The organism is Streptomyces sp. NPDC007905 (assembly GCF_042959345.1).
In the GTDB taxonomy this organism is placed as follows: domain Bacteria; phylum Actinomycetota; class Actinomycetes; order Streptomycetales; family Streptomycetaceae; genus Streptomyces.
Window position 1 is genome coordinate 134621 of the sequence record NZ_JBIBKS010000013.1, and the last position, 26093, is coordinate 160713.

General features: G+C 71.3%; 22 protein-coding genes, 1 tRNA gene and 2 pseudogenes. 10 read left to right on the forward strand and 15 right to left on the reverse strand.

Going from position 1 to position 26093, the window contains the following annotated elements; translation table 11 throughout:
- The first annotated feature begins 33 nt into the window (after nt 1-33).
- Together ACFZDC_RS23600 and ACFZDC_RS23605 are read left to right on the forward strand one after the other, a co-directional pair.
- On the forward strand, nt 34-846 hold the full coding sequence (locus ACFZDC_RS23600; RefSeq protein WP_391326753.1) for a trans-aconitate 2-methyltransferase: 813 nt from the start codon (nt 34-36) through the stop codon (nt 844-846).
- 2 nt (nt 847-848) lie between these two features.
- Entirely contained in the window at nt 849-1229 is a 381-nt protein-coding gene (locus tag ACFZDC_RS23605) for a VOC family protein (RefSeq protein ID WP_391326755.1), read from the forward strand.
- A 226-nt stretch (nt 1230-1455) separates the two neighbouring features.
- Here ACFZDC_RS23605 and ACFZDC_RS23610 read toward each other — a convergent pair whose 3' ends face one another.
- Together ACFZDC_RS23610 and ACFZDC_RS23615 are read right to left on the reverse strand one after the other, a co-directional pair.
- Nucleotides 1456-2133: a TetR family transcriptional regulator gene (locus ACFZDC_RS23610; protein WP_391326756.1), complete on the reverse strand. Its 678-nt coding sequence runs from the start codon at nt 2131-2133 to the stop codon at nt 1456-1458.
- Entirely contained in the window at nt 2130-3137 is a 1008-nt protein-coding gene (locus ACFZDC_RS23615; RefSeq protein ID WP_391326757.1) for a fatty acid desaturase, read from the reverse strand. The genes ACFZDC_RS23610 and ACFZDC_RS23615 overlap by 4 nt, the downstream gene beginning before the upstream one ends.
- 307 nt (nt 3138-3444) lie before the next feature.
- Between ACFZDC_RS23615 and ppc the strand changes: the two genes are divergently transcribed.
- Nucleotides 3445-6189, forward strand: a complete 2745-nt coding sequence (ppc, locus tag ACFZDC_RS23620) for a phosphoenolpyruvate carboxylase (RefSeq protein WP_391326759.1) — start codon at nt 3445-3447, stop codon at nt 6187-6189.
- Nucleotides 6190-6278: 89 nt separating this feature from the next.
- Here the strand turns inward: ppc and ACFZDC_RS23625 are convergent, their stop codons facing one another.
- From ACFZDC_RS23625 to ACFZDC_RS23660, 8 genes and pseudogenes are all read right to left on the reverse strand, one after another.
- Nucleotides 6279-6893, reverse strand: a complete 615-nt coding sequence (locus ACFZDC_RS23625) for an LPXTG cell wall anchor domain-containing protein (RefSeq protein ID WP_391326761.1) — start codon at nt 6891-6893, stop codon at nt 6279-6281.
- A 300-nt stretch (nt 6894-7193) separates the two neighbouring features.
- Nucleotides 7194-7697, reverse strand: coding sequence for a hypothetical protein (locus tag ACFZDC_RS23630; RefSeq protein WP_391326763.1), 504 nt, complete (start codon nt 7695-7697; stop codon nt 7194-7196).
- Nucleotides 7698-7749: 52 nt separating this feature from the next.
- On the reverse strand, nt 7750-8355 hold the full coding sequence (gene pth, locus ACFZDC_RS23635) for an aminoacyl-tRNA hydrolase (RefSeq protein WP_391326765.1): 606 nt from the start codon (nt 8353-8355) through the stop codon (nt 7750-7752).
- A gap of 164 nt (nt 8356-8519) precedes the next feature.
- Nucleotides 8520-9116, reverse strand: coding sequence for a 50S ribosomal protein L25/general stress protein Ctc (locus ACFZDC_RS23640; protein ID WP_391326767.1), 597 nt, complete (start codon nt 9114-9116; stop codon nt 8520-8522).
- A 206-nt stretch (nt 9117-9322) separates the two neighbouring features.
- Entirely contained in the window at nt 9323-10303 is a 981-nt protein-coding gene (locus ACFZDC_RS23645; protein ID WP_391326768.1) for a ribose-phosphate diphosphokinase, read from the reverse strand.
- A 152-nt stretch (nt 10304-10455) separates the two neighbouring features.
- Nucleotides 10456-11904, reverse strand: a complete 1449-nt coding sequence (glmU, locus tag ACFZDC_RS23650) for a bifunctional UDP-N-acetylglucosamine diphosphorylase/glucosamine-1-phosphate N-acetyltransferase GlmU (protein ID WP_391326769.1) — start codon at nt 11902-11904, stop codon at nt 10456-10458.
- A gap of 124 nt (nt 11905-12028) precedes the next feature.
- A tRNA-Gln gene (locus tag ACFZDC_RS23655) sits at nt 12029-12102 on the reverse strand.
- Nucleotides 12103-12113: 11 nt separating this feature from the next.
- Nucleotides 12114-12990, reverse strand: a pseudogene (locus ACFZDC_RS23660) (hypothetical protein).
- Between the two features lie 166 nt (nt 12991-13156).
- On the opposite strand from ACFZDC_RS23660, the gene ACFZDC_RS23665 reads away from it, so the two are divergent.
- Entirely contained in the window at nt 13157-14458 is a 1302-nt protein-coding gene (locus ACFZDC_RS23665) for a histidine kinase (RefSeq protein ID WP_391326771.1), read from the forward strand.
- 125 nt (nt 14459-14583) lie between these two features.
- On the opposite strand, the gene ACFZDC_RS23670 is transcribed toward ACFZDC_RS23665, so the two are convergent.
- Together ACFZDC_RS23670 and ACFZDC_RS23675 are read right to left on the reverse strand one after the other, a co-directional pair.
- Nucleotides 14584-15117: an SUKH-3 domain-containing protein gene (locus tag ACFZDC_RS23670; protein ID WP_391326773.1), complete on the reverse strand. Its 534-nt coding sequence runs from the start codon at nt 15115-15117 to the stop codon at nt 14584-14586.
- A 49-nt stretch (nt 15118-15166) separates the two neighbouring features.
- Nucleotides 15167-15691: a YwqJ-related putative deaminase gene (locus tag ACFZDC_RS23675; protein WP_391326775.1), complete on the reverse strand. Its 525-nt coding sequence runs from the start codon at nt 15689-15691 to the stop codon at nt 15167-15169.
- Between the two features lie 265 nt (nt 15692-15956).
- On the opposite strand from ACFZDC_RS23675, the gene ACFZDC_RS23680 reads away from it, so the two are divergent.
- From ACFZDC_RS23680 to ACFZDC_RS23705, 6 genes and pseudogenes are all read left to right on the forward strand, one after another.
- Nucleotides 15957-16952 (forward strand): HNH endonuclease, encoded by a 996-nt coding sequence (locus ACFZDC_RS23680; protein ID WP_391326777.1) that lies wholly within the window; start codon nt 15957-15959, stop codon nt 16950-16952.
- A gap of 10 nt (nt 16953-16962) precedes the next feature.
- On the forward strand, nt 16963-20118 hold the full coding sequence (locus tag ACFZDC_RS23685; RefSeq protein ID WP_391326779.1) for an SUKH-4 family immunity protein: 3156 nt from the start codon (nt 16963-16965) through the stop codon (nt 20116-20118).
- 114 nt (nt 20119-20232) lie between these two features.
- Nucleotides 20233-20337 (forward strand): annotated as a pseudogene (locus ACFZDC_RS23690) (sigma factor); the annotation flags it as partial.
- Between the two features lie 262 nt (nt 20338-20599).
- The gene (locus ACFZDC_RS23695) at nt 20600-20740 is read left to right on the forward strand and encodes a hypothetical protein (RefSeq protein WP_391326946.1); all 141 of its coding nucleotides are present in this window, start codon (nt 20600-20602) and stop codon (nt 20738-20740) included.
- 1 nt (nt 20741) lies between these two features.
- Entirely contained in the window at nt 20742-20975 is a 234-nt protein-coding gene (locus ACFZDC_RS23700; protein ID WP_391326948.1) for a hypothetical protein, read from the forward strand.
- A 294-nt stretch (nt 20976-21269) separates the two neighbouring features.
- Complete coding sequence (locus ACFZDC_RS23705; RefSeq protein WP_391326781.1) at nt 21270-22157, forward strand: cellulose-binding protein; 888 nt, start codon at nt 21270-21272, stop codon at nt 22155-22157.
- Between the two features lie 25 nt (nt 22158-22182).
- On the opposite strand, the gene ACFZDC_RS23710 is transcribed toward ACFZDC_RS23705, so the two are convergent.
- The 3 genes from ACFZDC_RS23710 to ACFZDC_RS23720 all read right to left on the reverse strand — a co-directional run bounded on the left by ACFZDC_RS23710 (nt 22183) and on the right by ACFZDC_RS23720 (nt 25929).
- The gene (locus ACFZDC_RS23710) at nt 22183-23835 is read right to left on the reverse strand and encodes a cation acetate symporter (RefSeq protein ID WP_391326782.1); all 1653 of its coding nucleotides are present in this window, start codon (nt 23833-23835) and stop codon (nt 22183-22185) included.
- On the reverse strand, nt 23832-24239 hold the full coding sequence (locus ACFZDC_RS23715) for a DUF485 domain-containing protein (RefSeq protein WP_391326784.1): 408 nt from the start codon (nt 24237-24239) through the stop codon (nt 23832-23834). Before ACFZDC_RS23715 ends, ACFZDC_RS23710 begins: the two co-directional genes overlap by 4 nt.
- 193 nt (nt 24240-24432) lie before the next feature.
- Nucleotides 24433-25929, reverse strand: coding sequence for an MFS transporter (locus tag ACFZDC_RS23720; protein WP_391326785.1), 1497 nt, complete (start codon nt 25927-25929; stop codon nt 24433-24435).
- Between the last annotated feature and the right edge of the window lie 164 nt (nt 25930-26093).

The window sequence follows — 26093 nt, forward strand, 5'->3', positions numbered from 1 at the left end:
CATCGAGATAAATGGGGCGGGACAGTGGGAGACATGACGACGCCCACCTGGGATCCGGCCCAGTACCTGCGCCATGCCGGCCACCGCGCCCGCCCCTTCATCGATCTGCTCGCCCGCGTCCCCGCCCTCCCGGACGAACGGCCGCGCATCGCCGACCTCGGCTGCGGCCCGGGCAACGTCACCGCCCTGCTCGCCGAACGCTGGCCCACCGCCCACATCACCGGCTACGACAACTCGCCCGAGATGCTCGACAAGGCGCACGTCGACCACGAGGGCGCGACGGCAGGGGGCGGCCGACTGGACTTCGCGCACGCCGATGCCCGCGTGTGGACGCCCGGGGAGCCGTACGACCTGATCGTCTCCAACGCCACGCTGCAGTGGGTGCCGGGCCACGCCGACCGCTTCGTCGACTGGATCGCCGCTCTGAAGCCCGGCGGCACCTTCGCCTTCCAGATCCCGGACAACATCGACGCCCCGCTGCACGCCCTGATGCGCGAGCTGGCCGCCGGGCCCCGCTGGAAGTCCCGCCTCGCCGACGTGCTGCGCCACACGGACTCCGTCCACGCGCCCGGCACCTACCTGGACCGCCTCGCCCGGCTCGGCTGCGCCACGGATGTATGGCAGACCACGTACTTCCACGTCCTGACCGGCGAGGACCCCGTCCTCGACTGGGTCAAGGGCACCGGTCTGCGACCCGCCCTGACCGCACTGGCCGACGACCCCGGGGCCCGGGAAGCCTTCGTCGCCGAGTACCGGGACCTGCTGCGGGAGGCCTACCCGAGCGCGCCGTACGGCACGGTCCTGCCGTTCCGCCGGATGTTCGCCGTGGCCGTGAAGGGGGAGTGAGGGTGCTCGTCGCGATCGACCACGTCCAGCTTGCGGCGCCGCCGGGCTCGGAGGATGCCCTGCGGGCGTACTACGGGAACGTCCTGGGGCTGACGGAAGTACCCAAGCCGCCGGTGCTCGCGGCGCGCGGGGGCTGCTGGTTCCGGGCTGGTGCCGTCCGGCTCCACCTGGGCATCGAGGGGGACTTCCGCCCGGCACGCAAGGCGCACCCCGGACTCCGGGTGACGGACATCGAGGCCTACGCGGCTCGGCTCGCCGAGCGCGGAGCACCGGTGACCTGGGACGACAACCTCCCGGGCCACCTGCGCTTCTACTCCGTGGATCCGGTGGGGAACCGGCTGGAGTTCCTGGAGGCGGTCAAGCCGTCCGGTCCAGGTGCGTGACGAGGACCCGGGCGACGGCTCCGGCCAGTGCGCGGCGCCCGGATCCCGGACGAGGCGGACGCTCACGGATCCGGCCCCGGCATTCACTCGACTCGTGCGCGGGGGACAGCTGGTCCGAGCGTCCCCCTCGGCCCTGCGCGCCGCCGGTAATCGGCAACCCGTCAGGGCGTCTTCGAGATCCTCCGATCGCCCACGGTCTCGCGGGGCTACCTCGTGTCCCCCCGGTTCAGCTCTTCCGGTGCCCGATCAACCGCGGCTTCTGCTCCAGCCCGTCCAGCCCGTGCCAAGCCAGATTCACCAGATGGGCAGCGACCTCCGCCTTCTTCGGGCGGCGCACGTCCAGCCACCACTGGCCGGTCAGGGCGACCATCCCGACCAGGGCCTGCGCGTACAGGGGCGCCAGCTTCGGGTCGAAGCCGCGGCTCTTGAACTCGCGGCCCAGGATGTCCTCCACCTGGGTGGCGATGTCGGAGATGAGGGAGGCGAAGGTTCCGGTGGACTGCGGGATGGGGGAGTCGCGGACCAGGATACGGAAACCGTCCGTGTACTCCTCGATGTAGTCGAGCAGCGCGAAGGCCGCCTGTTCGCACAGTTCGCGGGGGTGGCCGGCCGTCAGCGAGCTGGTCACCATGTCCAGCAGGCGCCGCATCTCGCGGTCCACCACCACCGCGTACAGTCCCTCCTTGCCGCCGAAGTGCTCGTACACCACCGGCTTGGAGACCCCGGCCTTCGCCGCGATCTCCTCCACCGAGGTGCCCTCGAAGCCCTTCGCCGCGAAGAGCGTGCGACCGATCTCCAGCAGCTGCTGGCGGCGCTCCGCACCGGTCATACGCGTCCGGCGGGTCCGCCGCTGCTTGTCATTGCCGGGATTGCTGCTGGAATCGGTCGCCACGGCGTCAATCATGCCGCCTCGGCCGTATCCTTCCGGCGCTGGGAGCCGCCTTCCTCGGTGTTACGGCGCGAATCGATACGCGAGCGTGACGGCCAGCGCACGTCGTACGCCCAGCCGAGCAGCTCGAACCAGCGGATGAAGCGGGCCGAGGAGTCGATCTGCCCACGCATCACACCGTGCCGGGCCGAAGTCGGGTCGGCGTGGTGCAGGTTGTGCCAGGACTCCCCGCAGGACAGGACCGCAAGCCACCAGACGTTGCCCGAGCGGTCCCGCGACTTGAACGGCCGCTTGCCCACCGCGTGACAGATCGAGTTGATCGACCACGTCACATGGTGCAGCAGCGCCACTCGCACGAGTGAACCCCAGAAGAACGCGGTGAACGCGCCCCACCAGGACATCGTCACCAGGCCGCCGATCAGCGGAGGCAGGGCGAGGGACAAGGCCGTCCACAGGACGAACTGGCGGGAGATCGCCCGGATCGCCCTGTCCTTGATCAGGTCCGGCGCGTACTTGTCCTGCGGCGTCTGCTCCTCGTCGAACATCCAGCCGATGTGCGCCCACCACAGGCCCTTCATCAGCGCGGGGACCGTCTCCCCGAACCGCCACGGAGAGTGCGGGTCGCCCTCGGCGTCGGAGAACTTGTGGTGCCTGCGGTGGTCGGCCACCCAGCGCACCAGCGGCCCCTCGACCGCCAGCGACCCCATGATCGCGAGCGCGATCCGCAGCGGCCGCTTGGCCTTGAAGGAACCATGGGTGAAGTACCGGTGGAAACCGATCGTGATGCCGTGGCACCCAAGGAAGTAGAAGAACACCAGCAGGCCCACATCGAGCCAGCTCACCCCCCAGCCCCAGGCCAGCGGCACGGCCGCCACCAGTGCCAGGAACGGCACGGTGATGAACAGGAGCAGCGTGATCTGCTCGATCGAGCGCTTCTGCTCGCCGCCCAGCGTGGCGGAGGGGGTGGAAGTGTCGTTGGCCTTACGGGCTTCTTCGATCACGTCGGAACTTGAGGTCATGCGCGTCCCCTGTGGGGTCGAGGGTAGAGGCGGGTGCCGGGCCGCCGGGACCGGGCGGGACTCGAACGGTGCTCCCCTACGGTTCCGTAACCTACGGCAACGTAAGTATGGCAGCGCGTCCCCCGGCGGCAAGAGCCCCAGAGCCTGCGCGTCCGCATGGCCACCTATCCTTGGAGTCGGTCGGACAGCGCGGTCCGCTCTGAATCCTTCCCGGACGTTCCAGCCCGTATGCGGCACCCGCCGCGTGATGGACGGATGTCCCGGGTTCCCTCCCAGACGAGCTTCAACACTGCAAGGAGCCGCACCTGTGAGCAGTGCCGACGACCAGACCACCACGACCAGCAGCGAGTTGCGCGCCGACATCAGGCGACTGGGTGACCTCTTGGGCGAGACTCTCGTACGGCAGGAAGGCCCCGAGCTTCTCGACCTGGTCGAGAAGGTCCGTCGCCTCACCCGCGAGGACGGCGAGGCCGCCGCCGAACTGCTGCGTGGCACGGAACTGGACACCGCGGCCAAGCTGGTCCGCGCCTTCTCCACCTACTTCCACCTGGCCAACATCACCGAGCAGGTGCACCGCGGCCGCGAACTGCGCGCCAGGCGCGCCGCCGAGGGCGGCCTGCTCGCCCGCACCGCCGACCGGCTCAAGGACGCCGACCCCGAGCATCTGCGGCAGACCGTCGAGCACCTCAACGTTCGCCCGGTGTTCACGGCGCACCCCACCGAGGCCGCGCGCCGGTCGGTCCTGAACAAGCTCCGGCGCGTAGCCGCGCTCCTGGACACCCCCGTCCTCGACTCCGACCGCCGCCGCCACGACGTCCGCCTCGCCGAGAACATCGACCTGGTGTGGCAGACGGACGAGCTGCGCGTGGTGCGCCCCGAGCCCGCCGACGAGGCCCGCAACGCCATCTACTACCTCGACGAACTCCACGCCGACGCCGTCGGCGACGTCCTGGAGGACCTCACCGCCGAGCTGGAACGCGTCGGCGTCAAGCTCCCCGACGACGCCCGCCCCCTCACCTTCGGCACCTGGATCGGCGGCGACCGCGACGGCAACCCCAACGTCACCCCCCAGGTCACCTGGGACGTCCTCATCCTCCAGCACGAGCACGGCATCAACGACGCCCTGGAGATGGTCGACGAGCTGCGCGGCCTGCTCTCCAACTCCATCCGCTACACCGGCGCCACCGAGGAACTCCTCGAGTCCCTCAAGGCCGACCTGGAGCGGCTGCCCGAGATCAGCCCCCGCTACAAGCGCCTCAACGCCGAGGAGCCCTACCGGCTCAAGGCCACCTGCATCCGGCAGAAGCTGGAGAACACCAAGCAGCGCCTCGCCAAGGGCACCGCCCACGAAGAAGGCCGCGACTACCTCGGCACCGGCGAGCTGCTCGCGGACCTGCGGATCATCCAGACCTCCCTGCGCGAGCACCGCGGCGCCCTCTTCGCCGACGGCCGCCTCAACCGCACCATCCGCACCCTGGCCGCCTTCGGCCTCCAGCTCGCCACCATGGACGTCCGCGAGCACGCCGACGCCCACCACCACGCCCTCGGCCAGCTCTTCGACCGTCTCGGCGAGGAGTCCTGGCGCTACGCCGACATGCCCCGCGAGTACCGGGCCAAGCTCCTCGCCAAGGAACTGCGCTCCAGAAGGCCGCTGGCCCCCACCCCGGCACCCGTCGACGCGGCCGGCGCCAAGACCCTCGGCGTCTTCGAGACCGTCAAGCGCGCCCTGGAGGTCTTCGGCCCCGAGGTCATCGAGTCCTACATCATCTCCATGTGCCAGGGCGCCGACGACGTGTTCGCCGCGGCCGTGCTGGCCCGCGAGGCCGGCCTCCTCGACCTGCACGCAGGCTGGGCCAAGATCGGCATCGTGCCCCTCCTGGAGACCACCGACGAGCTGCGCGCCGCCGACACCATCCTCGAGGACATGCTCTCCGACCCGTCCTACCGGCGCCTGGTCGCGCTGCGCGGCGACGTCCAGGAGGTCATGCTCGGCTACTCCGACTCCTCCAAGTTCGGCGGCATCACCACCAGCCAGTGGGAGATCCACCGCGCCCAGCGGCGACTTCGCGACGTGGCCCACCGCTACGGCGTGCGCCTGCGCCTCTTCCACGGCCGCGGCGGCACCGTCGGCCGCGGCGGCGGCCCCTCCCACGACGCCATCCTCGCCCAGCCCTGGGGCACCCTGGAGGGCGAGATCAAAGTCACCGAGCAGGGTGAGGTCATCTCCGACAAGTACCTCATCCCCTCCCTCGCCCGGGAGAACCTCGAACTGACCGTCGCGGCCACCCTGCAGGCCTCCGCCCTGCACACCGCCCCCCGCCAGTCCGACGAGGCCCTCGCCCGCTGGGACGCCGCCATGGACGTCGTCTCCGACGCCGCCCACGCGGCCTACCGCCGCCTGGTCGAGGACCCCGACCTGCCGGCCTACTTCTTCGCCTCCACCCCGGTCGACCAGCTCGCCGACCTGCACCTCGGCTCCCGGCCCTCCCGCCGCCCCGACTCCGGCGCGGGCCTGGACGGCCTGCGGGCCATCCCGTGGGTGTTCGGCTGGACCCAGTCCCGGCAGATCGTCCCCGGCTGGTTCGGCGTCGGCTCCGGCCTCAAGGCCCTGCGCGAGGCGGGCCTGCGGCAGGAAGGCGACGCCGTGCTCGCCGAGATGCACGGGCAGTGGCACTTCTTCCGCAACTTCATCTCCAACGTCGAGATGACCCTCGCGAAGACCGACCTGCGGATCGCCCAGCACTACGTCGACACCCTCGTCCCCGACGAGCTCAAGCACGTGTTCGACACCATCAAGGCCGAACACGAGCTGACCGTCAGCGAGGTGCTGCGGGTGACCGGTGGAAAGGAACTGCTGGACGCCCAGCCGGTCCTGAAGCAGACCTTCACCATCCGCGACGCCTACCTGGACCCCATCTCCTACCTCCAGGTCACCCTGCTCAAGCGCCAGCGTGACGCGGCGGCAGCCGGCGCCTCAGCCGACCCGCTGCTCGCCCGCGCCCTGCTCCTCACCGTCAACGGCGTGGCAGCGGGACTGCGCAACACCGGCTGACAGCCACGCCACAACGAGGGTGCCCCCGGGGTCGTACGACCCCGGGGGCACCCCTTTTCTTTTCTCTGCCGGCTCTCCCTACGGCCGCCTCAGCCCTGCCGGGCCCTGCGGCGCCGGGCCACCAGGTAGCCGCCCGCGCCGACCAGCGCCGCGGCACCGGCCGACAGCAGGCCCACCGGAACACCGTTGCCGGTCTCGGCCAGGTCACCGCCCGCACCCTGCGCGGACGGCGCGGAGGACGGCGCGGAGGACGGCGCGGAGGACGGCGCTGAGGACCGGGAGGAGGACCGGGAGGAGGACCGGGAGGAGGACCGGGAGGAGGGGGCCGCGGAAGAAGGAGACGCCGAGGGCGACACGGACGCGCCCGGGGCCGAACCCGGGGACGAGGCGGACGGCGACGCCGAGCCGGACGGCGACGCCGAGCCGGACGGCTTGCCTCCGCCTCCGGCGGAGCCCTTGCAGTCCGTCCAGAACACCTTGTGTTTGGCCGCGCCCTTCTCGCCGTCGAAGTTCCAGAACAGCTTGTAGTGCCCGTCCGGCAGCGACAGACCCCCGGTACGGCCGTGACCGTCCGCGTCCAGGGCGAGAGCACCGGGCTTCACGGTCTCGCCCTTCACGGCGGCCGTCGGCGCCCAGGCCTCGATGTGCCAGTCGACGCGCCGGCCGCCGTCCAAGCCGAAGGCGTCCAGGTAGCAGGTGCACACATGCGGCTCGTTGCGGCGCAGTTCCTCGCCGGTGGTGGCGTCGTGGATCTTTACGGTGCCGTTGTCACCGGGGCTGTCGCATGGGCGGCGGCCGGGGCGGCAAGGCGACCGAGGCGAGGGCGGTCGGCGCGCCGACGCGAGTGAGGGTGGGCACAGGGCAGTCCATCTTCGAGATGCGAACGGGAGGACGACAGGAAGATGTGGAGGGGGCGGTTCAGCTTCCAGCGCCGCCAGGCCGCCGGTCCATCACGAACAGGCAACACATAGGCCCCCCACAGACGTGAAGAACGCCCCAACCCCTCAGAGGGTCACGAACGATGCCGTGAGCAACGCGGCTCCCGCCCCCGCCAGCACCCACGCCACCCGGGTCAGCCGCATCCCGCCCGCGACCACCACCGAGGCCATCAGCAGCGCCCCGCCGAACGGCACCCAGGCGTACAGGATCCCCGCCGGCCCGGACCGCACCACCTCATCGGTCCCCGGCTTCACCACCACGTCGTACGTCCGGCCCCTGCGCACCGCGACCGTCTTCGCGATCACCATGCTCGAGCGGGCCCGCGCGCCCTGCGACACCGGTGCGAACGGGCCACTGCACGTGTCCTCCGCACAGCCCGTCACCCTGATCGTGCCGCGCTCACGCCCCTTGGTCAGCATCACGTGCTGCGCCGTGCCCCAGGAACCCCACACCCCGGCGAACAGGATCAGCGCGGCGAGCGCACCCATCGCCGCGACCCGCCCGAACCGCAGCGCGGTCACGGAGGCCTGGCGAGAGGTGGTGGCTGTGGCAGGCATGGCCGGGATCATTGGCCATACCGCTGCGACCGGTCAACTCCCCCGGGTGCCATGCCAGGACAAGTCAGGAGTTGTACGCGCTCTGCGCCCGCTCCAGCCCCTCCGACACCAGACACTCCACCGAGTCCGCCGCCCGCTCCACGAAGTAGTCCAGCTCCTTGCGCTCCGCCGAGGAGAAGTCCTTCAACACGAAGTCCGCCACCTGCATACCACCCGGCGGACGGCCGATCCCGAACCGCACCCGGTGATAGTCCGCCCCCATCGCCTTCGTCATCGACTTCAGACCGTTGTGCCCGTTGTCGCCACCGCCCAGCTTCACACGCAGCGTGCCGTAGTCGATGTCCAACTCGTCATGGACCGCCACGATGTTCGCCACCGGCACCTTGTAGAAGTCCCGCAACGCGTTCACCGGGCCCCCGGACAGGTTCATGAACGACATCGGCTTCGCCAGGATCACCCGCCGGTTCGCCGGCCCCACCGGACCGATCCGCCCCTCCAGCACCTGCGCCTGCGCCTTGCCCGCCCGCTTGAACTTCCCCCCGATCCGCTCCGCGAGCAGGTCCACCACCATGAAACCGACGTTGTGCCGGTTCATGGCGTACTCAGGCCCTGGATTACCGAGCCCGACAATGAGCCAGGGGGCGTTGGCGGGGGTGGTCACGTCGTCCATGTCTCCTTATGCAACAGCCGCTGCTCCCCCGAGGGAAGCAGCGGCTGACACCGCTTGCGGCAGCCGTGCCGCCACCGCTGTGGGCAATCGTTCCCGGGCGCGGCCGGCAGTGCCGGGCGCCCCGAAAACAGCTCCCGGACCTGCTACGGCCGGACCGGTCGGGCTCAGGCCTCGGCGACTTCCTCGGCCTCGGTCTCCTCACCCTCCGCGGCCTCCTCGATCTGCGCCTGCAGGACCTGCAGGACGACCGCGTCCTCCTCGACGGCCAGGGTCACGCCGGACGGCAGGGTGATGTCCTTGGCGTGGACGGAGGCACCGGCCTCCAGGCCCTCGACGGAGACCGTGACGGCCTCGGGGATGTGCGTGGCCTCGGCCTCGACCGGCAGCGCGTTCAGGACGTGCTCGAGCAGGTTGCCACCCGGGGCCAGCTCGCCCTCGGTGTGCACCGGGATCTCGACCGTGACCTTCTCGCCGCGCTTGACCAGCTGCAGGTCGACGTGCTCCAGGAAGCCCTTCAGCGGGTCACGCTGCACGGCCTTCGGGATCGCCAGCTCGTTGGTCTTGCCGTCGATGTCCAGGGAGATCAGGACGTTCGGCGTACGCAGCGCCAGCAGCAGGTCGTGGCCCGGCAGGGTCAGGTGCAGCGGGTCGGAACCGTGGCCGTACAGCACACCGGGAACCTTGTTCTCACGGCGGATACGACGGGCGGCACCCTTGCCGAACTCGGTGCGCGTCTCGACGGTGAGCTTGACCTCGGACATGTTCATCACTCCTCGGAACTGGGAACGGACGTGGTCACCCGGCCACGAACGGCCTGCTACGAAGAGCGCGTCGATAACGGACCGCCGTGCCCCCGTCAGAAACGGAGTACGGCCTCCCTCGCCGAGCAACTGCAGCAGTCTACTCGGCAGGGGAGGCCGCACCAAAAGGATCTTCAGCTAGCCCGCGCAAGGGGCCTGCAGAAACCTCACTGCTCGTCGAAGAGGCTGGTCACCGACCCGTCCTCGAACACCTCACGCACCGCACTCGCGATCGTAGGAGCGATCGACAGCACCTTGATCTTGTCCAGGTGCACCGACAGCTCACCCGGCGTCGGCAGCGTGTCCGTCAACACGAACTCACTCACCCGCGAATTCTTCAGCCGGTCCGCGGCCGGCCCGGAGAGAACGCCGTGCGTGGCCGTCACGATGACGTCCTCCGCACCATGCGCGAACAGCGCATCCGCAGCCGCGCAGATCGTGCCACCGGTGTCGATCATGTCGTCCACCAGCACACACACACGACCCTTGACCTCACCCACGACCTCGTGGACGGTCACCTGGTTCGCCACATCCTTGTCACGCCGCTTGTGCACGATCGCCAGCGGCGCACCCAGCCGGTCGCACCAGCGGTCCGCCACCCGCACACGACCCGCATCCGGCGACACGACCGTCAGCTTGTCGCGGTCCACCTTCCGGCCCACGTAGTCGGCCAGCAGCGGAAGCGCGAACAGGTGGTCCACCGGACCGTCGAAGAAGCCCTGAATCTGATCCGTGTGCAGATCGACCGTCAGGATCCGGTCCGCCCCCGCCGTCTTCATCAGATCCGCGATCAGACGCGCCGAAATCGGTTCACGGCCCCGGTGCTTCTTGTCCTGCCGCGCGTAACCGTAGAACGGCACGATGACCGTGATGGAGCGGGCCGACGCACGCTTCAGCGCGTCGATCATGATCAACTGCTCCATGATCCACTTGTTGATCGGAGCCGTGTGGCTCTGGATCAGGAAGCAGTCCGCACCACGAGCCGACTCCTGGTAACGGACGTAGATCTCACCGTTCGCGAAATCGAAGGCCTTCGTCGGGACGACCCCGACCTCCAGCTGCTGGGCGACCTCCTCGGCAAGCTCGGGGTGGGCGCGGCCGGAGAAGAACATCAACTTCTTCTCGCCGGTCGTCTTGATCCCGGTCACAGCACAGTCTCCTCAGAGGTTGTCTCAGCCAGCCGGCTGCTCGGCGACCTCTCGGCTGGGCGTGAGAGGCCGTATCAGCTGGTAAGGGTGCGGGTGCACGCTCGCGATGTGCACTTATCACGGTACGCCGTGTTTGGCGCACCCGTGTCCGGTCAGCCCTCGCGCTCGCCCTGCCGCGACGCCGCCTCGGCCGCCTTCGCGGCCGCACTCCCAGGACGCTTACGAGCCACCCAACCCTCGATATTCCGCTGCTGGCCACGGGCCACGGCCAGCGAACCGGGCGGCACATCCTTCGTGATCACGGACCCCGCGGCGGTGTACGCACCGTCCCCGACCGTGACAGGAGCCACAAACATGTTGTCCGAACCCGTCTTGCAATGCGACCCGACAGTCGTGTGGTGCTTGCTCTCACCGTCATAGTTCACGAACACACTCGCCGCCCCGATGTTCGTGAAATCACCGATCGTCGCGTCACCCACGTACGACAGATGCGGAACCTTCGTCCCCTCACCGATCGACGAGTTCTTCGTCTCGACATACGTACCGATCTTGGCCTTCGCCCCGAGACGCGTACCAGGCCGCAGATACGCGTACGGCCCGACCGACGCCCCCTCACCGATCCGCGCACCCTCCGACACCGTGTTGTCCACCCGCGCCCCCGCACCCACCCGGGTGTCCTTCAGCCGGCTGTTCGGCCCGACCTCCGCACCCGCACCGATGTGCGTCGAACCAGTGAGCTGGGTGTTCGGATGCACCACGGAGTCCTGCTCGAACGTCACCGTCACATCCACCCACGTGCCGGCCGGATCCACGACCGTCACCCCGTCGAGCATCGCCCGGGTGAGCAGTCGCTCGTTGAGAATGCGACGCGCCTCCGCGAGCTGCACACGGTTGTTGATCCCGGCGATCTCCCGATGATCACCCGCCACGGACGCGCCGACCCGATGGCCGGCCTCCCGCAGAATCCCCAGAACGTCGGTCAGGTACTCCTCGCCCTGACTGTTGTCCGTCCGCACCTTCTTCAGCGCGTCCGCCAGCAACTGCCCGTCGAACGCGAACACCCCGCTGTTGATCTCCCGGATCGACCGCTGGACATCGGAGGCGTCCTTGTGCTCCACGATCGCCGTGACGGCACCGGTCGCCTCGTCGCGGACGATACGGCCGTAACCCGTCGCGTCCGGCACCTCGGCCGTCAGCACGGTCACCGCGTTGCCGTCGGCGCGATGGGTCGCGGCGAGCTCCTTCAGGGTGTCGCCGGTCAGCAGGGGGGTGTCCCCGCAGACGACCACGACGGTCCCCTCGACAGCCCCGCCCAACTCCTCCAGCCCCATCCGCACGGCGTGCCCCGTGCCGTTCTGCTGCGCCTGCACGGCCGTACGGACAGCGGAGTCGATCTCGGTCAGGTGCGCGGTCACCTGCTCACGGGCGTGACCCACGACGACGACCAGGTTCGCCGGGTCCAACTCACGGGCGGCGGCCAGCACATGGCCCACCAGGGAACGGCCACAGATCTGGTGCAGGACCTTCGGTGTGGCCGACTTCATACGGGTGCCCTCACCCGCTGCAAGAACGACGACGGCTGCCGGGCGGATGGCGCTCACGGGGTTGCCCTTCGGCTCTGGATGGGTGGGGGTGACAGCCGCAGGATACCGGGGTGTGTTCTGGGGGATATGAGAGCGGGCCCTGACAGTGCGGTCAGGGCCCGAACCTGGGTCTTGTGTGCTGTGGCTCCCGGAGAAGGATTCGAACCCTCATTCAACGGACCAAAACCGTTTGTCCTGCCCTTAGACGATCCGGGATGGTTTGCGCTCTATGTCCGATTCGGTTGATCGGCTTCGCGTGCGGCCTCCACTATGCCGTACCAAGAGCCCTCGATGCGACGGTACAAGTCGGCGCCTTTCAGGACTTCAACCGTGAGGCAGCCTCGATGGTCGTCGCCAGTGTTCTTGCGAACCGTCTTTGGATTGTGCTTCTTGAGTGTCGTCTTGTTGAAGGCGGAGCGGTCCATGCCGACGAGATCGGCCCAGTGCTGTTCGGCGCCCGGCACGTCCGCTGTTTCATGGATCATGACGGTGAACCGCAGGCGCTCCCGCTCCACTCCCAGGAGGTCGAGCCAGTCGAGGAAGACCTTGATCATGCCGGGGGCGCTGTTGACGAAGGTGACGTTCTCGCGGCGGTCATACGGCTTGTCCTTGGCGCCCTCGGCCCAGTAGAGCCCCACGCCGACGAGGAAGAGCTCACGGGCCGACACGCTGCCGACGGCCTGCTTGGCCTCGTCCTTGGTGTGTCGGCGCTCTTCGTTCCGGATGCGCAGCTTCTCCTCCCACCCCTTCCTTGCGATGGCTGCGGCTTCTTCCGGGGTGCGTTTGCGCTCGGGCTTCGGCAAGTCCCGGACCCACAGTGACACCGAGCTTCGTGAGCACCCCAGTGCGGCCTCGATCTGGTCGTACGTCCGTCCCTGGAGCCGTAGCTCCCGCGCCTTCTCGCGCAGGTCGTCCTTCGCGTTCGGTCGCTTCGTCCACTCCGGCGGTGGCTCCCCCTTGTTGGTTGAGGATGTCGTTGTTGAAGATCTTCAGCTCGTCCCGGATCTTCCGGAGGCTGTAGCCCTCGCGCCGCAACGCGACCGCTCGCTCCCGCAACCCCTCGAAGTCCTCGTACGTGCCGCTCCTGCCAGGTGCATGTGCCATGTGCATACCGTCCGGGCGGAATGTCTGCTTCCGGGGTCGAACGGGTGTGGTTCAACAGTTCGAGGGATTCCGGCGGGTTTCGAGGTCGTTCGATTACGGAGTGTGGTCCGCGCGGGTAGGTGAAAGTCGCCGGAAAAGGCGCCGCCCGCGCCCGTAGGCTGGTCGCATGACCACGACGGGGGAAGAGCACGCCAGGGCCCTGACCGGCCCGTGGTGGTGGGCCAGGTGGCGCAGTGCGGTGCTCGACGGGAGTCTTGCGCTGGTGTCGGCCGTGGAGTGCGGTGCGGAGGGGATTCCGTTCGCCCGGGATGCGGGCATCCCGGTGTCGGTGGGGATCGTGTTCGGGTTGATCGCCGGATCGGTCCTGCTGGTGCGCAGGAAGTGGCCGATCGCCGTCGTGCTGGTCGCGATCGCGATCACGCCGGCCCAGATGGGTTTCCTGATGGGCATCGTCGGCCTGTACACGCTGGCGGCGTGTGAGTTGCCGCGCCGGATCATCGTGGCGTTGGCGGGGATGAGCCTGCTGGGCACGATGATCGTGACGTTCGTGCGGGTGCGGCAGGACATGGCGCGGGGGGACCTGACGCTCGGTGACTGGTTTGTGCCGTTCGCGTCCATTACGACGTCCCTGGGGCTGACGGCGCCGCCGGTGCTGCTGGGGTTGTACGTGGGGGCGCGGCGCCGGTTGATGGAGAGCCTCAGGGAGCGGGCGGACAGTCTGGAGCGGGAGCTTCAGTTGCTCGCGGAGCGGGCGGAGGAGCGGGCCGAGTGGGCGCGCAACGAGGAGCGGACGCGGATCGCTCGGGAGATGCATGACGTCGTCGCGCATCGGGTGAGCTTGATGGTGGTGCATGCCGCGGCGCTGCAGGCGGTTGCGCGGAAGGATCCCGAGAAGGCCGTGAGGAATGCCGCGTTGGTGGGGGACATGGGGCGGCAGGCGTTGACGGAGTTGCGGGAGATGCTCGGGGTGTTGCGGGCGGGGGAGGACGCGGGGCGGCGTGCGGCTTCGGCGCCGTTGGTGGCGGTGGGGATGGCCGCTGTGCGGGCGGCTTCGCGGGTGGCCGACGAGGACGGGCCGTGCCTGTCGGAGTTGGAGGAGTTGATCGGGCAGTCGGCGGCCGCGGGGATGGTGGTGGATCTGTCGGTCGAGGGGGCGGCGCGGTCGTATGCGGCGGAGGTGGAGCAGACGGCGTTCCGGGTGGTGCAGGAGGCGTTGACGAACGTCCACAAGCATGCGGCGGGTGCGAAGACGCATGTGCGGCTGGCGCATCGGGGTGCGGAGATCGCGATGCAGGTGGAGAACGAGCCGCCGCCTGAGCCGGGGTCGGCGTCGGCGGCGCGGTTGCCGTCGGGTGGCAATGGCCTGCTGGGGATGCGGGAGCGGGTGGTGGCGCTGGGTGGGGTGTTTGTGTCGGGGCCGACGGATGCGGGGGGTTTTCGGGTGTCGGCGGTGATTCCGGCCGTGTGAGGCGGCGTGAGGCGGCGTGACGTCGGGGCTCGGCCGGTGGCCGGGTGTATCCGGTCCCGGTGCGGCGTCGTGCGTGCCCGGTTCTCGGCCCGGGCGTGTCCGGTGGCGGTCGGCCGTTTCGGCTCTCAGCCCGTTGTCAGGCGTACGGGCTCGGTGCCGGCGATGAGGGTGGACAGGGCGTGGTCGATGTCGGGGCCGACGTACCAGTCGCCGGTGTGGTCGAGGGTGTAGACGCGGCCTTCGGTGTCGATGGCGAGCAGGGCGGCGGTGTCGGTTTCCTCGCCGAGGGGGCTGACCTCGGTGCCGAGGGCGCGGCCGAGGTCGCCGAGGGTGCGGGCGAGGTGGAGGCCGTGCAGGGGGTCGAGGTGGAGGGTGGCCGGGGCGACCTGGCGGCCGGGGCCGGTGGGGGTGATGTGGAGTCCGCCGAATTCGGCCCAGGCTTCGACGGCGGCGGGGAAGACGGTGTGCCGGTGTCCGGCGGGTGAGGTGTGTTCGCGCAGGGTGTCGGCCCAGATTTCCGCCTGCTTTATGTCCCAGCGGCCGGGTTGCCAGCCGGCGGTGCGCAGGGCGGCGTCGACGGGGACGGGGAAGCGTGAGGGGGGTCCCCCGTGCACGAGTGGGGTCGGGTGCTGGGGGGTGGAGGTGCGGTCGGGGTGCATCGGCCCTTCGATCGTCGTGCGTGTGCGTGGTTCTGGAGGACGCCGGGTGTCAGCCGTCGGTTGCCGTGGGGTCGACGATGCGGACGCCGAAGTGGGCGCTGAGGGCGGTGCAGGCGCGGCAGGGTGTGGCGAAGCTGCCGTGGAGGGGATCGCCGTCCTCGCGTATGCGGCGGGCGGTGAGTTTGGCCTGTTTGAGGGCTCTGCGGGCTTCGCCGTTGGTCATGGGTTTGCGGGCGGCGCGTTTGCTGCGGGCGGCGTCGGCGGCGGTGATGTGCCGGGAGATGAGGATGGTTTCGGCGCAGCGGCCGGTGAAGCGGTCGCGTTGGGCGCTGGTGAGGGTGTCGAGGAAGTCCTGGACGAGGGGGTGGAGGGGCGGGGGCTGGTCGCCGCGGGCGGCGGTGCCGGTGAGGGTGGTGCCGCGGACGGAGAGGGCGGCGGCGACGGTGGGCAGGATGCCGTCGCGGCGGTGCAGGAGGGCGGGGACGGGGGGCGTGCCGGTGCCGCTCCAGCCGATGCGAGGGTCGCCGGCCCGCACATCGTTATCTCCGGTCTGCAAGGTATTCATGATCGTCATCCCCTCCCGGGCATCCCCCCGAAGGACACAGAGTGCCAAATGCCGTGGCTGCTGCGGAAGCTGGGGCGGTGCGACACGCCCCGTTCGGGGCGGGCTGTCACGGTGGGGTGACGGCTGGTCACGGAAGCGGAGGCGGGAAGCGGCGGGGATGGGGCGGGGTGGGGTGGAGGCCCGGTGACCGGTGTTCGTGTACCGCATAGGCTGTCGCCATCCGCGATCGACACCGCCGTTCAGGCCAGAGAGAACGCCGCAGGGGGCAACCGCCATGACGACAGGTCGGCTCGGGCAGCAAGCCGCGCCGCCGAACGCGGCCTATGCCGGGCAGGTCGTGCACTTCCCGGATCCGGTTCGGGCGGCGCGTCACCCGAGAGGGGTACGGGTCGATGAGCGCGGTTACCCGGATTTCTCGCCGTACGCGCGCGCGGCGGCGGAGATCGCCGATCCACCGGAGGGTTTCGGTGTCGACGAGTTGCGGCTGACGGACTATGTGTCGGCGAATGCCGCGCTCGCGGCTACGGGGCACGAGTTGTGGGACACGGTGCCGGATGTGGCGACGCCGCACGGCTGGACGTGGCATCACGTGGTGGGTTCGCGGCGGCTGGAGTTGGTTCCGGTCGAGGTGAAGGCGTTGCTGCGGCACCACGGTGGGGTGGCGACGGCTCGGGTGGACCAGGGCAAGCGGGGGACGCGGCCCTTGCAGGAGACGCGTCCGGCGCACTTCGGGCTGCCGAAGTCGGGTGTGGCGGTGACGGAGTCGCAGGTGCAGGGTGTTGAGGAGGATCTGGGCTACCGGTTGCCGGGTGCCTATCGTTCGTTCCTCAAGGCGGCGGGTGGTTCCGCGCCGGTGGGTGCGGCGCTGGATGCCGAGTTGGGGCTGCTGCTGGACCAGCCGTTCTTCACGGTGCGGGACGAGGCGGCGGTCAATGACCTGGTGTACGTCAACAAGTGTCTGCGTGACCATCTGACGAAGGATTATCTGAGCGTCGGTTTCGTGCAGGGCGGGTTGCTCGCGGTGAAGGTGAGGGGCGAGCGGGTCGGTTCGGTGTGGTTCTGCGCGTACGACGATGTGCGGGACGTGGATCCGTCGTGGTCGCCGGCCGAGCGCGTGGAGCGGCTGCTGTTGTCGTGTGGTGATGATTTCGACGCCTTCCTGGCGCGGCTCGCGGGTAATCCGCCGGAGCTGGAGACGGTGGCGAACCTGATGGTGGACGGCGGTTTCGCGCGTGCCGTTCCGGTGTCTTCCGACCCGGTGGGGGAGTGAGTTTCGGGCGATGGTGACCTTCGCGCAGGCGCAGGAGCGCGCCGAGGAGTGGATCAACGGGGATGTCCCGGCGTACCAGCATCGTGAGGTGCGGGTGCGGGAGTTCGAGCTGGGTTTCGTGGTGTGGGGCGAGGACCGTGCGGAGGGCCCGCGTGCGGACGCGGGCGCGCAGCGGCTCGTCATCGCCCGGGACAGTGGTGAGGCGACGTTGTGGCCGGCGTTGCCGGTGGGTGAGGTGATCCGCCGGTACGAGGAGGAGTACGGCCGTGGCGACGAGGTGGAGGACGCGGTGCCGGCGCCGGCTGCCCGGGTGGATCTGAACCAGACGTCGTTCCTGTTGAGTCCGCCGGAGTGGTTGCAGGAGGCGGCGGACAAGCTGGGTATTCCGGATCGGCGGGCTGGGGCGGACACGGGCGCTGCGGCTTCGGGTGCGGCTTCGGTGGATTCCGGTGCCGGTACCGGGTCCGGTCCGGTCGGTGGGGGTGCCGCTGGGGGCGGGGCGCTTGCCGAGACGCAGGCCGGGGTGCCGGCGGGGGCGGATGCTCCGGCTCCGGCTGGCACCGAGGGTGCGGGTGCGGGTGCGGGTGCGGGTGCGGCCGGTGGGCCGGGGAGCGGTGCGTCGTGGCCGGCTGCCGGGGCCGGTGCGCCGGAGGTGCCTGTCGGGGCTACGCCGTGGGCCGGTACGGACACCAACGCGGATGCGGGTGAGGACCGTTCGGTGCCGTTGCCCGCGACGGTGTTCGCGCCGCCGTTGAGCGACACGGACGGCGCGGCTCCGCGGCCGCCGGCGGCCGCGCCGGACGCGAAGACGGCGCTGATGTCGGGGGGCAGCCAGCTGCCGCCGACGGCGGTCGCGCCGGCGCTGGACGCGTCGAACGTGCCGGGGGCGCCGGGTGCTCCGCGGAACAGCACGCCGGCGCCGCCTGAGGGTGCGCCGTCGTACGGCTATCCGCAGGCACCGGCGGCGCCGGGTGCGCCTGTGTACGCTCCGGCGCCTGGCGCTGCGGGCAGTCCTCCCGCGCCTCCCGGTGTTCCTGGTGCTCCGCTGGGCAGCACGACTGCGCCACCACCTGCGGGTGCCGCGCCGTACGGCTACCCGCAGGGTCCGGGTGCGCCGGGTGTTCCCGGTGGTCCGCAGGGTGTTCCTGGTTACGGCTATCCGCCGGCGGGCGGCGGTCCGAACGCGCCGCGGCCTCCGGCCGGTTCCGGCGCGCCGCAGCCTCCGGCCGGTCCGGCCGCGCCGGGGCGTCCGCTCGCGCCGAATGCCGGGGACATCGCGGACGCCGCGACCAGCAAGGCCGCGCCTCCGCCCCGCAAGGCGCGTGGGGGGCCGGGCACACCTCCGCCTCCGCCTCCGCCTCCGCCCCCGCCCCCGCCCCCGCCGGGCGCCCCGGGTACGCCGGGCGCGCGCCCCGGGAGCACGCCGCCGCCCGCGCCCGGCGGGCCTGCGGGTGGGTACGTGCCGACGCAGCTCGTGTCGGCGCTCGGGCCCGAGGGGCCCGAGGGACAGGGTGCTCCAGGCACGCAGGGGCAGGGCGCGTCGAACGTGCCCGGTGCCCCCCACATGCCTGGCGCGCCTGGTGCTCCGGGTGGCGCACCTCCCGGGGGCGTGCACCACGCGGAGACCGTGCTGGCCGACCCGAGTTGGATGGGACCCGCGCCGCAGCCTCCGGGCGTGCCGGGCGTTCCTGGTGCCCCCGGTGTTCCGGGTGTTCCGGGTGCCCCCGGTGTTCCGGGCCCGCGGGGTATGGCGAGCGCCCCGGGCATGCCGAACCCGCCCGGCGCTCCCGCGGCTCCGGGCGCCCCGGGCATGCCTCCGGCCCCGGGCGCGCCTCACTTCGCAGGCGCCCCCGTCGCACCCCAGCCGCCCGGCGCCCCCGGCGTCCCTGGCGCCCCCGTCGCACCCCAGCCGCCCGGCGCCCCCGGAGACGCGCGCGGTGCTGTGCACCACGCGGAGACCGTGCTGGCCGCGCCTCCCGTGGGTGGCCCGGGCGCGCCGCCGCCGCCCGCCCACGGCGCACTCGGCGCGCCGGGCGCTCCCGGTATTCCGCCCGGCGTCCCCGGTGCCCCGCAGCCGATGCCGCCGGGTGCCATGCCGCCGGGTGCGATGCCGCCGGGTGCGATGCCGCCGCCGGGCGGGCCCCTGCCGGGGCAGCCTCCGGCGTACGGCTATCCGCCGCAGCCCCCCGGGCAGCCGACGGTCGGCCCCGGCTACCAGGCCGTGCTGCGCTACCGCGCGCAGGACGGTTCGGAGCAGCAGCTGATCCGGCGTTCGGCGCCGGGTACGCCGCACCCGGAGTGGCAGATCTTCCACGAGCTGCGGGCGATGAACGTGCCGCCGGACCAGGTGCTGGAGCTGCACACCGAGCTGGAGTCGTGCGAGCTGCCGGGTGCGTACTGCGCGCGGATGATCCGGGAGCAGTGGCCGCAGGCGCGGATCACCAGCATCGCGCCGTACGGGATGGATCACGCGAGCCGGCAGCAGGGTATGCAGCAGTTGCTGGCGCACCAGGGCGAGTTGCACCAGGTGGCGGACGGTCCCGCGCGGCCGGCGCCGGTGCGGGCGCCGCTGGCGCCGGTGCCGGCCGCGCCGCCGATCCCGCCGGAGGGCATCGCGCAGGAGCTGGCGGCGGCGTTCGGGCCGGGGGTCTTCCGGTTCGAGCAGCAGGCGGTGTCCCGCCAGGGTGTGCCACCGGTCGTGGCGCACACGCTGGTGGTGGCCGGGCTGCCGGTGGACATGGGCCCGTTCTTCTGGGCGCAGGCCCAGCCGGGCCGTCCGGTGCCGACGCTGGCGGAGCTGGCGGCCGAGCGCGGGGTGCAGTCGGCTGCGGACGCGGGCTCGTACCTGGTGATGGGCACGGACTTCGGCAAGGCGCTCTGTGTGCAGTACGGGACGGCGAACATCGTCGCCGTGCCGGTGGAGGCGGGCCCGGGTGGTGCGCCGGTGGCGCCGCAGTTCGTGAACACGGGGCTGCCGGAGTTCGCTCGGTGCCTTGCGCTGCTGGGCCGGATGTGGCGCCTCAGGTTCGGGCTGAACCAGGAGCAGGCGGGCCGTTGGACCGTCGACTTCCAGGCGCAACTGGCCGCCCTGGACCCGGCGGCGCTCGGTTCGCCGGAGAGCTGGTGGTCGGTGCTGCTGGAGCAGATGTGGGACGGGCTGCTGTAGTCCGCGCGCCGGGAGCCTGGTCGCCTCATGCCCGTCACGCGCGCGCGTGACGGGCATGAGGGGCGGGGGGACTTCGAGCCGTTCCGGGGTGAGCCGGTGGCGTACTGCTACCGCATGCTGGGCTCGTTCCACGAGGCCGAGGACCTGACGCAGGAGACGATGCTGCGGGCCTGGAGGGCCCGGGACCGGTACGACCCCGCGCGGGCCTCCGTGCGGACGTGGCTGTACCGGATCGCGACCAACGCCTGTCTGAGCGCGCTGGAGGGCCGCGCCCGCCGCCCGCTGCCGTCGGGGCTCGGGGCGCCGAGCGGGGATCCGGGCGCGCCGCTCGCGCCGGGGCTCGACATTCCCTGGCTGGAGCCGTTTCCCGAGGCGCGCTTCGACGTGGAGGCGCGCGTGGACCTCAGGCTCGCGCTGGTGGCAGCGGGCCGTGCTGGTGCCGCGAGGTGCTGGAGTTCTCCGCCGCCGAGGTCGGACGTCCGTGGCCGCCGTCAACAGCGCGCTGCAGCGGGCCCGTGCGGCCCTCGCGCGAGGGGGCGAGGCGGCCGAGGTCACCGAGCCGGACGACCCCGAGGTGCGGGCGGTGGTGCAGAAGTACGTGCGCGCCTTCGAGTGCCGCTGATGTGCCGGCGCTGGTACGGCTGCTGACCGGGGACGCGGTGCTGGAGATGCCGCCGGTGCCGCTGTGGTACCGGGGCGGCCGGGACTACGGCCGTTTCATGGAGCGGGTGTTCGGGTTGCGTGGCACGGGCCGGCGGGTGGCGCAGGTGGCGGCGAACGGGCAGCCGGCGCTCGGCTCCCGTTCGCGGTGGCGAGCCCTGCTACCCGGTCGCGGAACTGGAGCGGGACTCGCTTGACGTCCTGCGGGGCGGTGTTCGCCTCCCCGGAAGGGCGCGCGACCGCCGCCGACGCGGCGCACCCGCAGTGGCTCGCGCCCGTCCGGAGCATGGTCGTCACCCTGGAGGAGGACGTGCTCCGAACGGGAACGTCCAGGGCCCTGGACGGCCGCGCGACCGGGAATCGCGGCATGCGGGGAGATTTCGACCATGACCTGCCTGTGGAGTGTCGTGTTATGTACCCTTACGCACGATCCATCAAGATGTGCGCCACATCATCCTGTCGTGCACGTGCGGTGGAAAGGGGTTCCCAGGGTGAGCAGCGCATCGATGACGCCGCACGGCTTCGTGACCGTCCGGGGGCGCGCCTACCGCCCCGACCAGGTCGACGCGTACCTGGAGGCGCTGTGGCAGGACCGGGACGCCGCGTGGGAGCGCGCCGCGCGGCTGACCGTGCTCGCCAAGGACATGGATGCGGAGGCCGAGCGGCTGCGTGAGACGGTCGCGCAGCTCCAGCCGCAGACGTACGAGACCCTCGGGGAGCAGGCGCAGCACCTCTACCAGCTGGTGCTGCAGGAGGCGGCGGCCGTCCGCGAACGCGCCCGGTGCGAGGCGCAGGAGCAGCTGGCGCAGGCAGAGGCGTACGCCCTCGGCCTGCGCCAGGCGACGCAGGAAGCGGCGGACGCGCTCCGCGCGGACGCCGAGGAACGCGCCCGCCAGTACCTCCTCGCGGCGCGCGCCGAGGCCGACGACCTGCGCGTCGGCGCCCGGCGCGAGGTGAAGGAACGCCGCGGGGAGGCGCTCGGCGCGTTGCGCGAGGCGCGGCAGCGCATCACCGGCACGCTCGCCGAGCAGTCCAGGGAGCACGCCGAGCGGTGGGCCGCCGCCGAGCGGGAGGAGGTCGAACGGGTGGCCGAGTTCGAGGCCCGCCACGCCGAGCGGCTCGCCCGGGCGGAGGCCGCCCTGTCCGACGCGAAACGCGAGCTCGGCGAGGCCGAGGAGACCGCGCGCCGCTGCCAGGAGGAGGCACACGAGCGTGCCGCCGAGATCATCGCCGCGGCACGGGTGCGCGAGGAGCGGATCGCCCGGGAGACGGAACGGGTGCTGCGCGAGCACGGCGAGACCTGGGACGATGTCCAGGCGCACATGGACTCGGTGCGCGACAGCCTCATCTCGCTGATGGGCAGGGCGGCCCTGGAATAGCGGGCCGCACCCGAACGGCGTCCCCTCAACCGCCCCTGCGTACCGCCCCCGCCAGGATCCAGCCCTCCACCGCCTCGTACTGGCGCCGCTGTTCCTCCGCCTTCCGGCGGCCCGAGGCGACCGTGCCCAGCCAGCCGAAGAAGAAGCCGGCCGGGATGGAGACGATGCCGGTCGTGGTGAAGGGGAACCAGTTGAAGTCGGCCTGCGGGAAGGCCGAGGCGGGCGAGCCGGAGACGAGGTTGGTGCCCGGCATGAGCAGCAGCACGGTCAGCGAGCCCCCGATCAGCGTGCCCATCAGCCCGCTGCGGGTGTAGCGGCGCCAGAAGAGGCTGTACACCAGGGCGGGCGCGAGGGCGGAGGCGCCCAGGCAGAAGGAGACGGTCACCAGCGGCTGCAGGCTGTGGTGCTGCACCAGGATGGCCAGCAGGATCGTCGGCACCCCTATGGCGAGGGCCGAGAGGCGGGCCAGGGCCATCTCCCGGCGGGCCGGCATCTCCTGCACCCGGCCCGCGAACACGTCGTGGGCGAGGGAGTTGGCGCAGGCGAGGATCATCCCGGCCACCGAGGCGAGCAGCGTCAGGAAGATCGCCGTCGTCACCATGGTGAACAGGAAGGTCTCCGCCGTCGACACGTCGGTGCCGAACGCCGCCCGCGAGCCCAGCAGATAGGCCGTGTTGCCCTGCGGATCGGCCGCTCCGATCGCCGCACTCCCGACGAGGGCCGTGGCGCCGAACCCGATCACCGTGAGCACCAGCACGAACAGTGCCACGAGGGACACCGCCCAGGACAGCGAGCGGCGCACCTGGCGGGCGCTGGAGGCGGTGTACGTGCGCATGGTGATGTGCGGCAGGCAGGCACCGCCGAGCACGATGGTCAGCTCCGAACTGATCATGTCCAGGCGGGCGCCCGGGTGTCCGGCGAACTCGAGTCCGGAACGCAGGAAGGCCGGTCCCGCCCCGCTCTTCGTCGCCGCCGTCTGGAACAGCGCGCCCGGGTCCCAGTCGAAGCGGCGCAGGATCAGTGCGGCGACCAGGGCGCCGGAACCGACCAGCATCACGATCTTCAGGATCTGGATGAGCGCGGTGCCCTTCATGCCGCCGATCGCCGCGTAACTGATCATCAGCGCGCCCACTCCGACGACACAGCCGGTCTTCAGCGACTCGTTCGAGAAACCCAGGAGGAACGCCATCAGCTGCCCGGTGCCGGCCAGTTGGACCAGCATCATCGGCAGCAGCGAGGCGATCGTCACCACGCAGGCCGTGATCCGCACACACCGGCCCGGCATCCTGCGGGCCAGTGCGTCGCCCATGGTGAACCGGCCCGCGTTGCGCAGCGGTTCGGCCAGCAGGAACATCAGCAGCATCAGTGACAGCGTCGTACTGAGGGCGAGCACCACACCGTCGTAGCCGCACAGGGCGATCACGCCGCCGGTGCCGAGGACGGTGGCCGCCGAGATGTAGTCGCCGGCGATGGCCAGGCCGTTGCGCAGCGGGGACAGGGAGCCGTAGCCGGTGTAGAACTCGTCGAGGTCGTCGCCGTCCGGGCCGGTCATCACGCACAGCAGCAGGGTGAGGGTGGCGACGGCGGAGAAGGCGACCAGCGACATGGTCTGCGCCGAGCTGCTGAAACCGGTGAAGCCGGTCAAGCCGTTCGGGTCCGGGGAGGCACTGGTGTTCATCGGGCCGCTCCTCGCCGCACGTCCAGTTCGGCCTGCTTGCGGATGCGGTCCGCGAGCGGGTCCACGTGGCGGCGCGCGGTGTGCTCGTACAGGGCGATCGCCAGCCAGGTGACCGGGAGTTGCAGCAGGGCGAGCAACAGGCCCGCCGGGACGCCGTCGGTGACCGTGCGCGTCATGACCTGCGGCGCGAACGCGGACAGGGCGAGGAACAGGGTGAAGTAGCCGAGCGCGGTGAGCGTGGCGGTACGGCGCTGCCAGCGGTAGGCGCTGCGCAGCACCCGCAGGTCGCTGTGCTGTCCCAGGGGGTCGCGGGGCGGGGTGCGGAGCGGGCGGGGTGGTTCGGGGGGCGGGGGCTGCCAGGGGTAGCTGAGGTACGACGGCGGCTGCGGGGGGTCGTAGGACATCCCATGGGCTCCTTGCGCGGCTCGGGTCCGTGGCGGCGGACCGCAGGGAGGTGGGGGGCGCGGAGCCACGCACGCTACTCGCGGGGTTCGGGGGCGCGCGGTGTTTTCGCCAAACTGGACGGTCGGTACGCGCTTACTGCGGGAAAACGGCCGTGGCCTCGGGTGTTACCCGCGTTAACCAGGGGGTGGGGCGTCACTCCTGCCGCTCCGGGAACCGCCGGGGCGCCATCAGCAGCAGGACCAGGAAGGCCAGCGCCGCAGCGCAGGCCGCGCCGAAGTACACCGCGTGCACCGCCGCGGCGATCGCCCGCCGGGTCGCCTCGGGAGCCGTACCGGCGTCCAGCGCGCGCGTGACGGACTCCAGGTCGCCCGCACCGCCCAGGCGCGTGGCCAGCACCCCGTTGGCGACGGCACCGAAGACGGAGGCGCCCACGGTCTGCCCGGTCTGCCGGCAGAACAGCACCGACGCCGTCGTCGTCCCCCGCTCCGACCAGCCCACCGACGACTGCACCCCGATGATCAGCGGCAGTTGGAAGAGTCCCAGCGCACCGCCCAGCAGCAGCATCAGGAGCATCGGCTGCCACCACGACCCGGGATACGGCAGGAACGGGAACGCGAGCAGGATCAGCGTGCCGAGACCGATGCCGAGCAGCGCGGTGTTCCGGAAGCCGATGCGCCGGTACACGTGCTGGCTCAGCGCCGCCGACCCCGACCAGGTCAGCGTCCACACGCACAGCACAAGACCGGCGGCCGCCGGTCCCAGCCCGAGCACCGACTGCGCGTACGTCGGCAGGAACACCGACGGCGCCACCATCAGCAGCCCCAGCGCACCGAACGCCAGGTTGACGGCCGCGATCGTACGGCGCCGCCACACCCACCCCGGGATGATCGGCTCCGCCGCCCGCCGCTCCACCCACACCACGGCCCCGGCCAGGGCGAGTCCGGTGCCGAACAGCGCCAGCGAGGGCGCCGACAGCCACGCCCAGGCCACCCCGCCCTGCACCAGCGCGGTCAGCAGTACCCCGCCGCACCCGAACACCGCGAGCGCGCCCGCCCAGTCCACGCGCACACGGGTCGCCCTTTCCCGCTCGGCCTCGTGCAGATGACGCACGATCAGCCACAACGCGGCCGCGCCGATCGGCAGGTTGACGAGGAAGATCCAGCGCCAGCCGGCGTACGCGGCCAGCACCCCGCCCAGGCCCGGCCCGGCCACCGCCGACACCGCCCACACCGTGGACAGCCGGGCCTGAATCTTGGGGCGCTCCGCCAGCGGGTACAGATCGGCGGCCAGCGTCTGCACCGTCCCCTGCAACGCCCCGCCGCCCAGCCCCTGCACGATGCGGAACGCGATCAGCGCGCCCATGTTCCAGGCGCCCGCGCACAGCAGCGAGCCCAGCAGGAACACGGCGGCGCCCGCGACCAGGACCGGCTTGCGGCCGAAGGTGTCGGACAGCTTGCCGTAGACGGGCAGGGTGACGGTGACGGCGAGCAGATAGCCGGAGAACAGCCAGGAGAACACGGAGAACCCACCGAGGTCGCCGACGATCTGCGGTACGGCGGTGGAGACGATGGTGGCGTCGAGCGCGGCCAGCGCCATCGAGAGCATCAGCGCGGCGACGACCGCGCCTCTGCCGCGGGCGCCCCGCTGCGCGGTGGCGCCGTCGCGTATCGCGGGTGTCGTACTCCCCACCGGAACCCCTCCCCGTGCCCCTTGCACCTATCCCGGTACGACAGCTTCCCACGACAGCCGCGACTTGACCCTGACGCGACGGGAGGGTGGAGCCTTGCTGCGCCGGTGGGTGGAGCCGACCCCCGAGAAGGACTCCACCCGGCGGTGGACCACCCCTAGGGGTA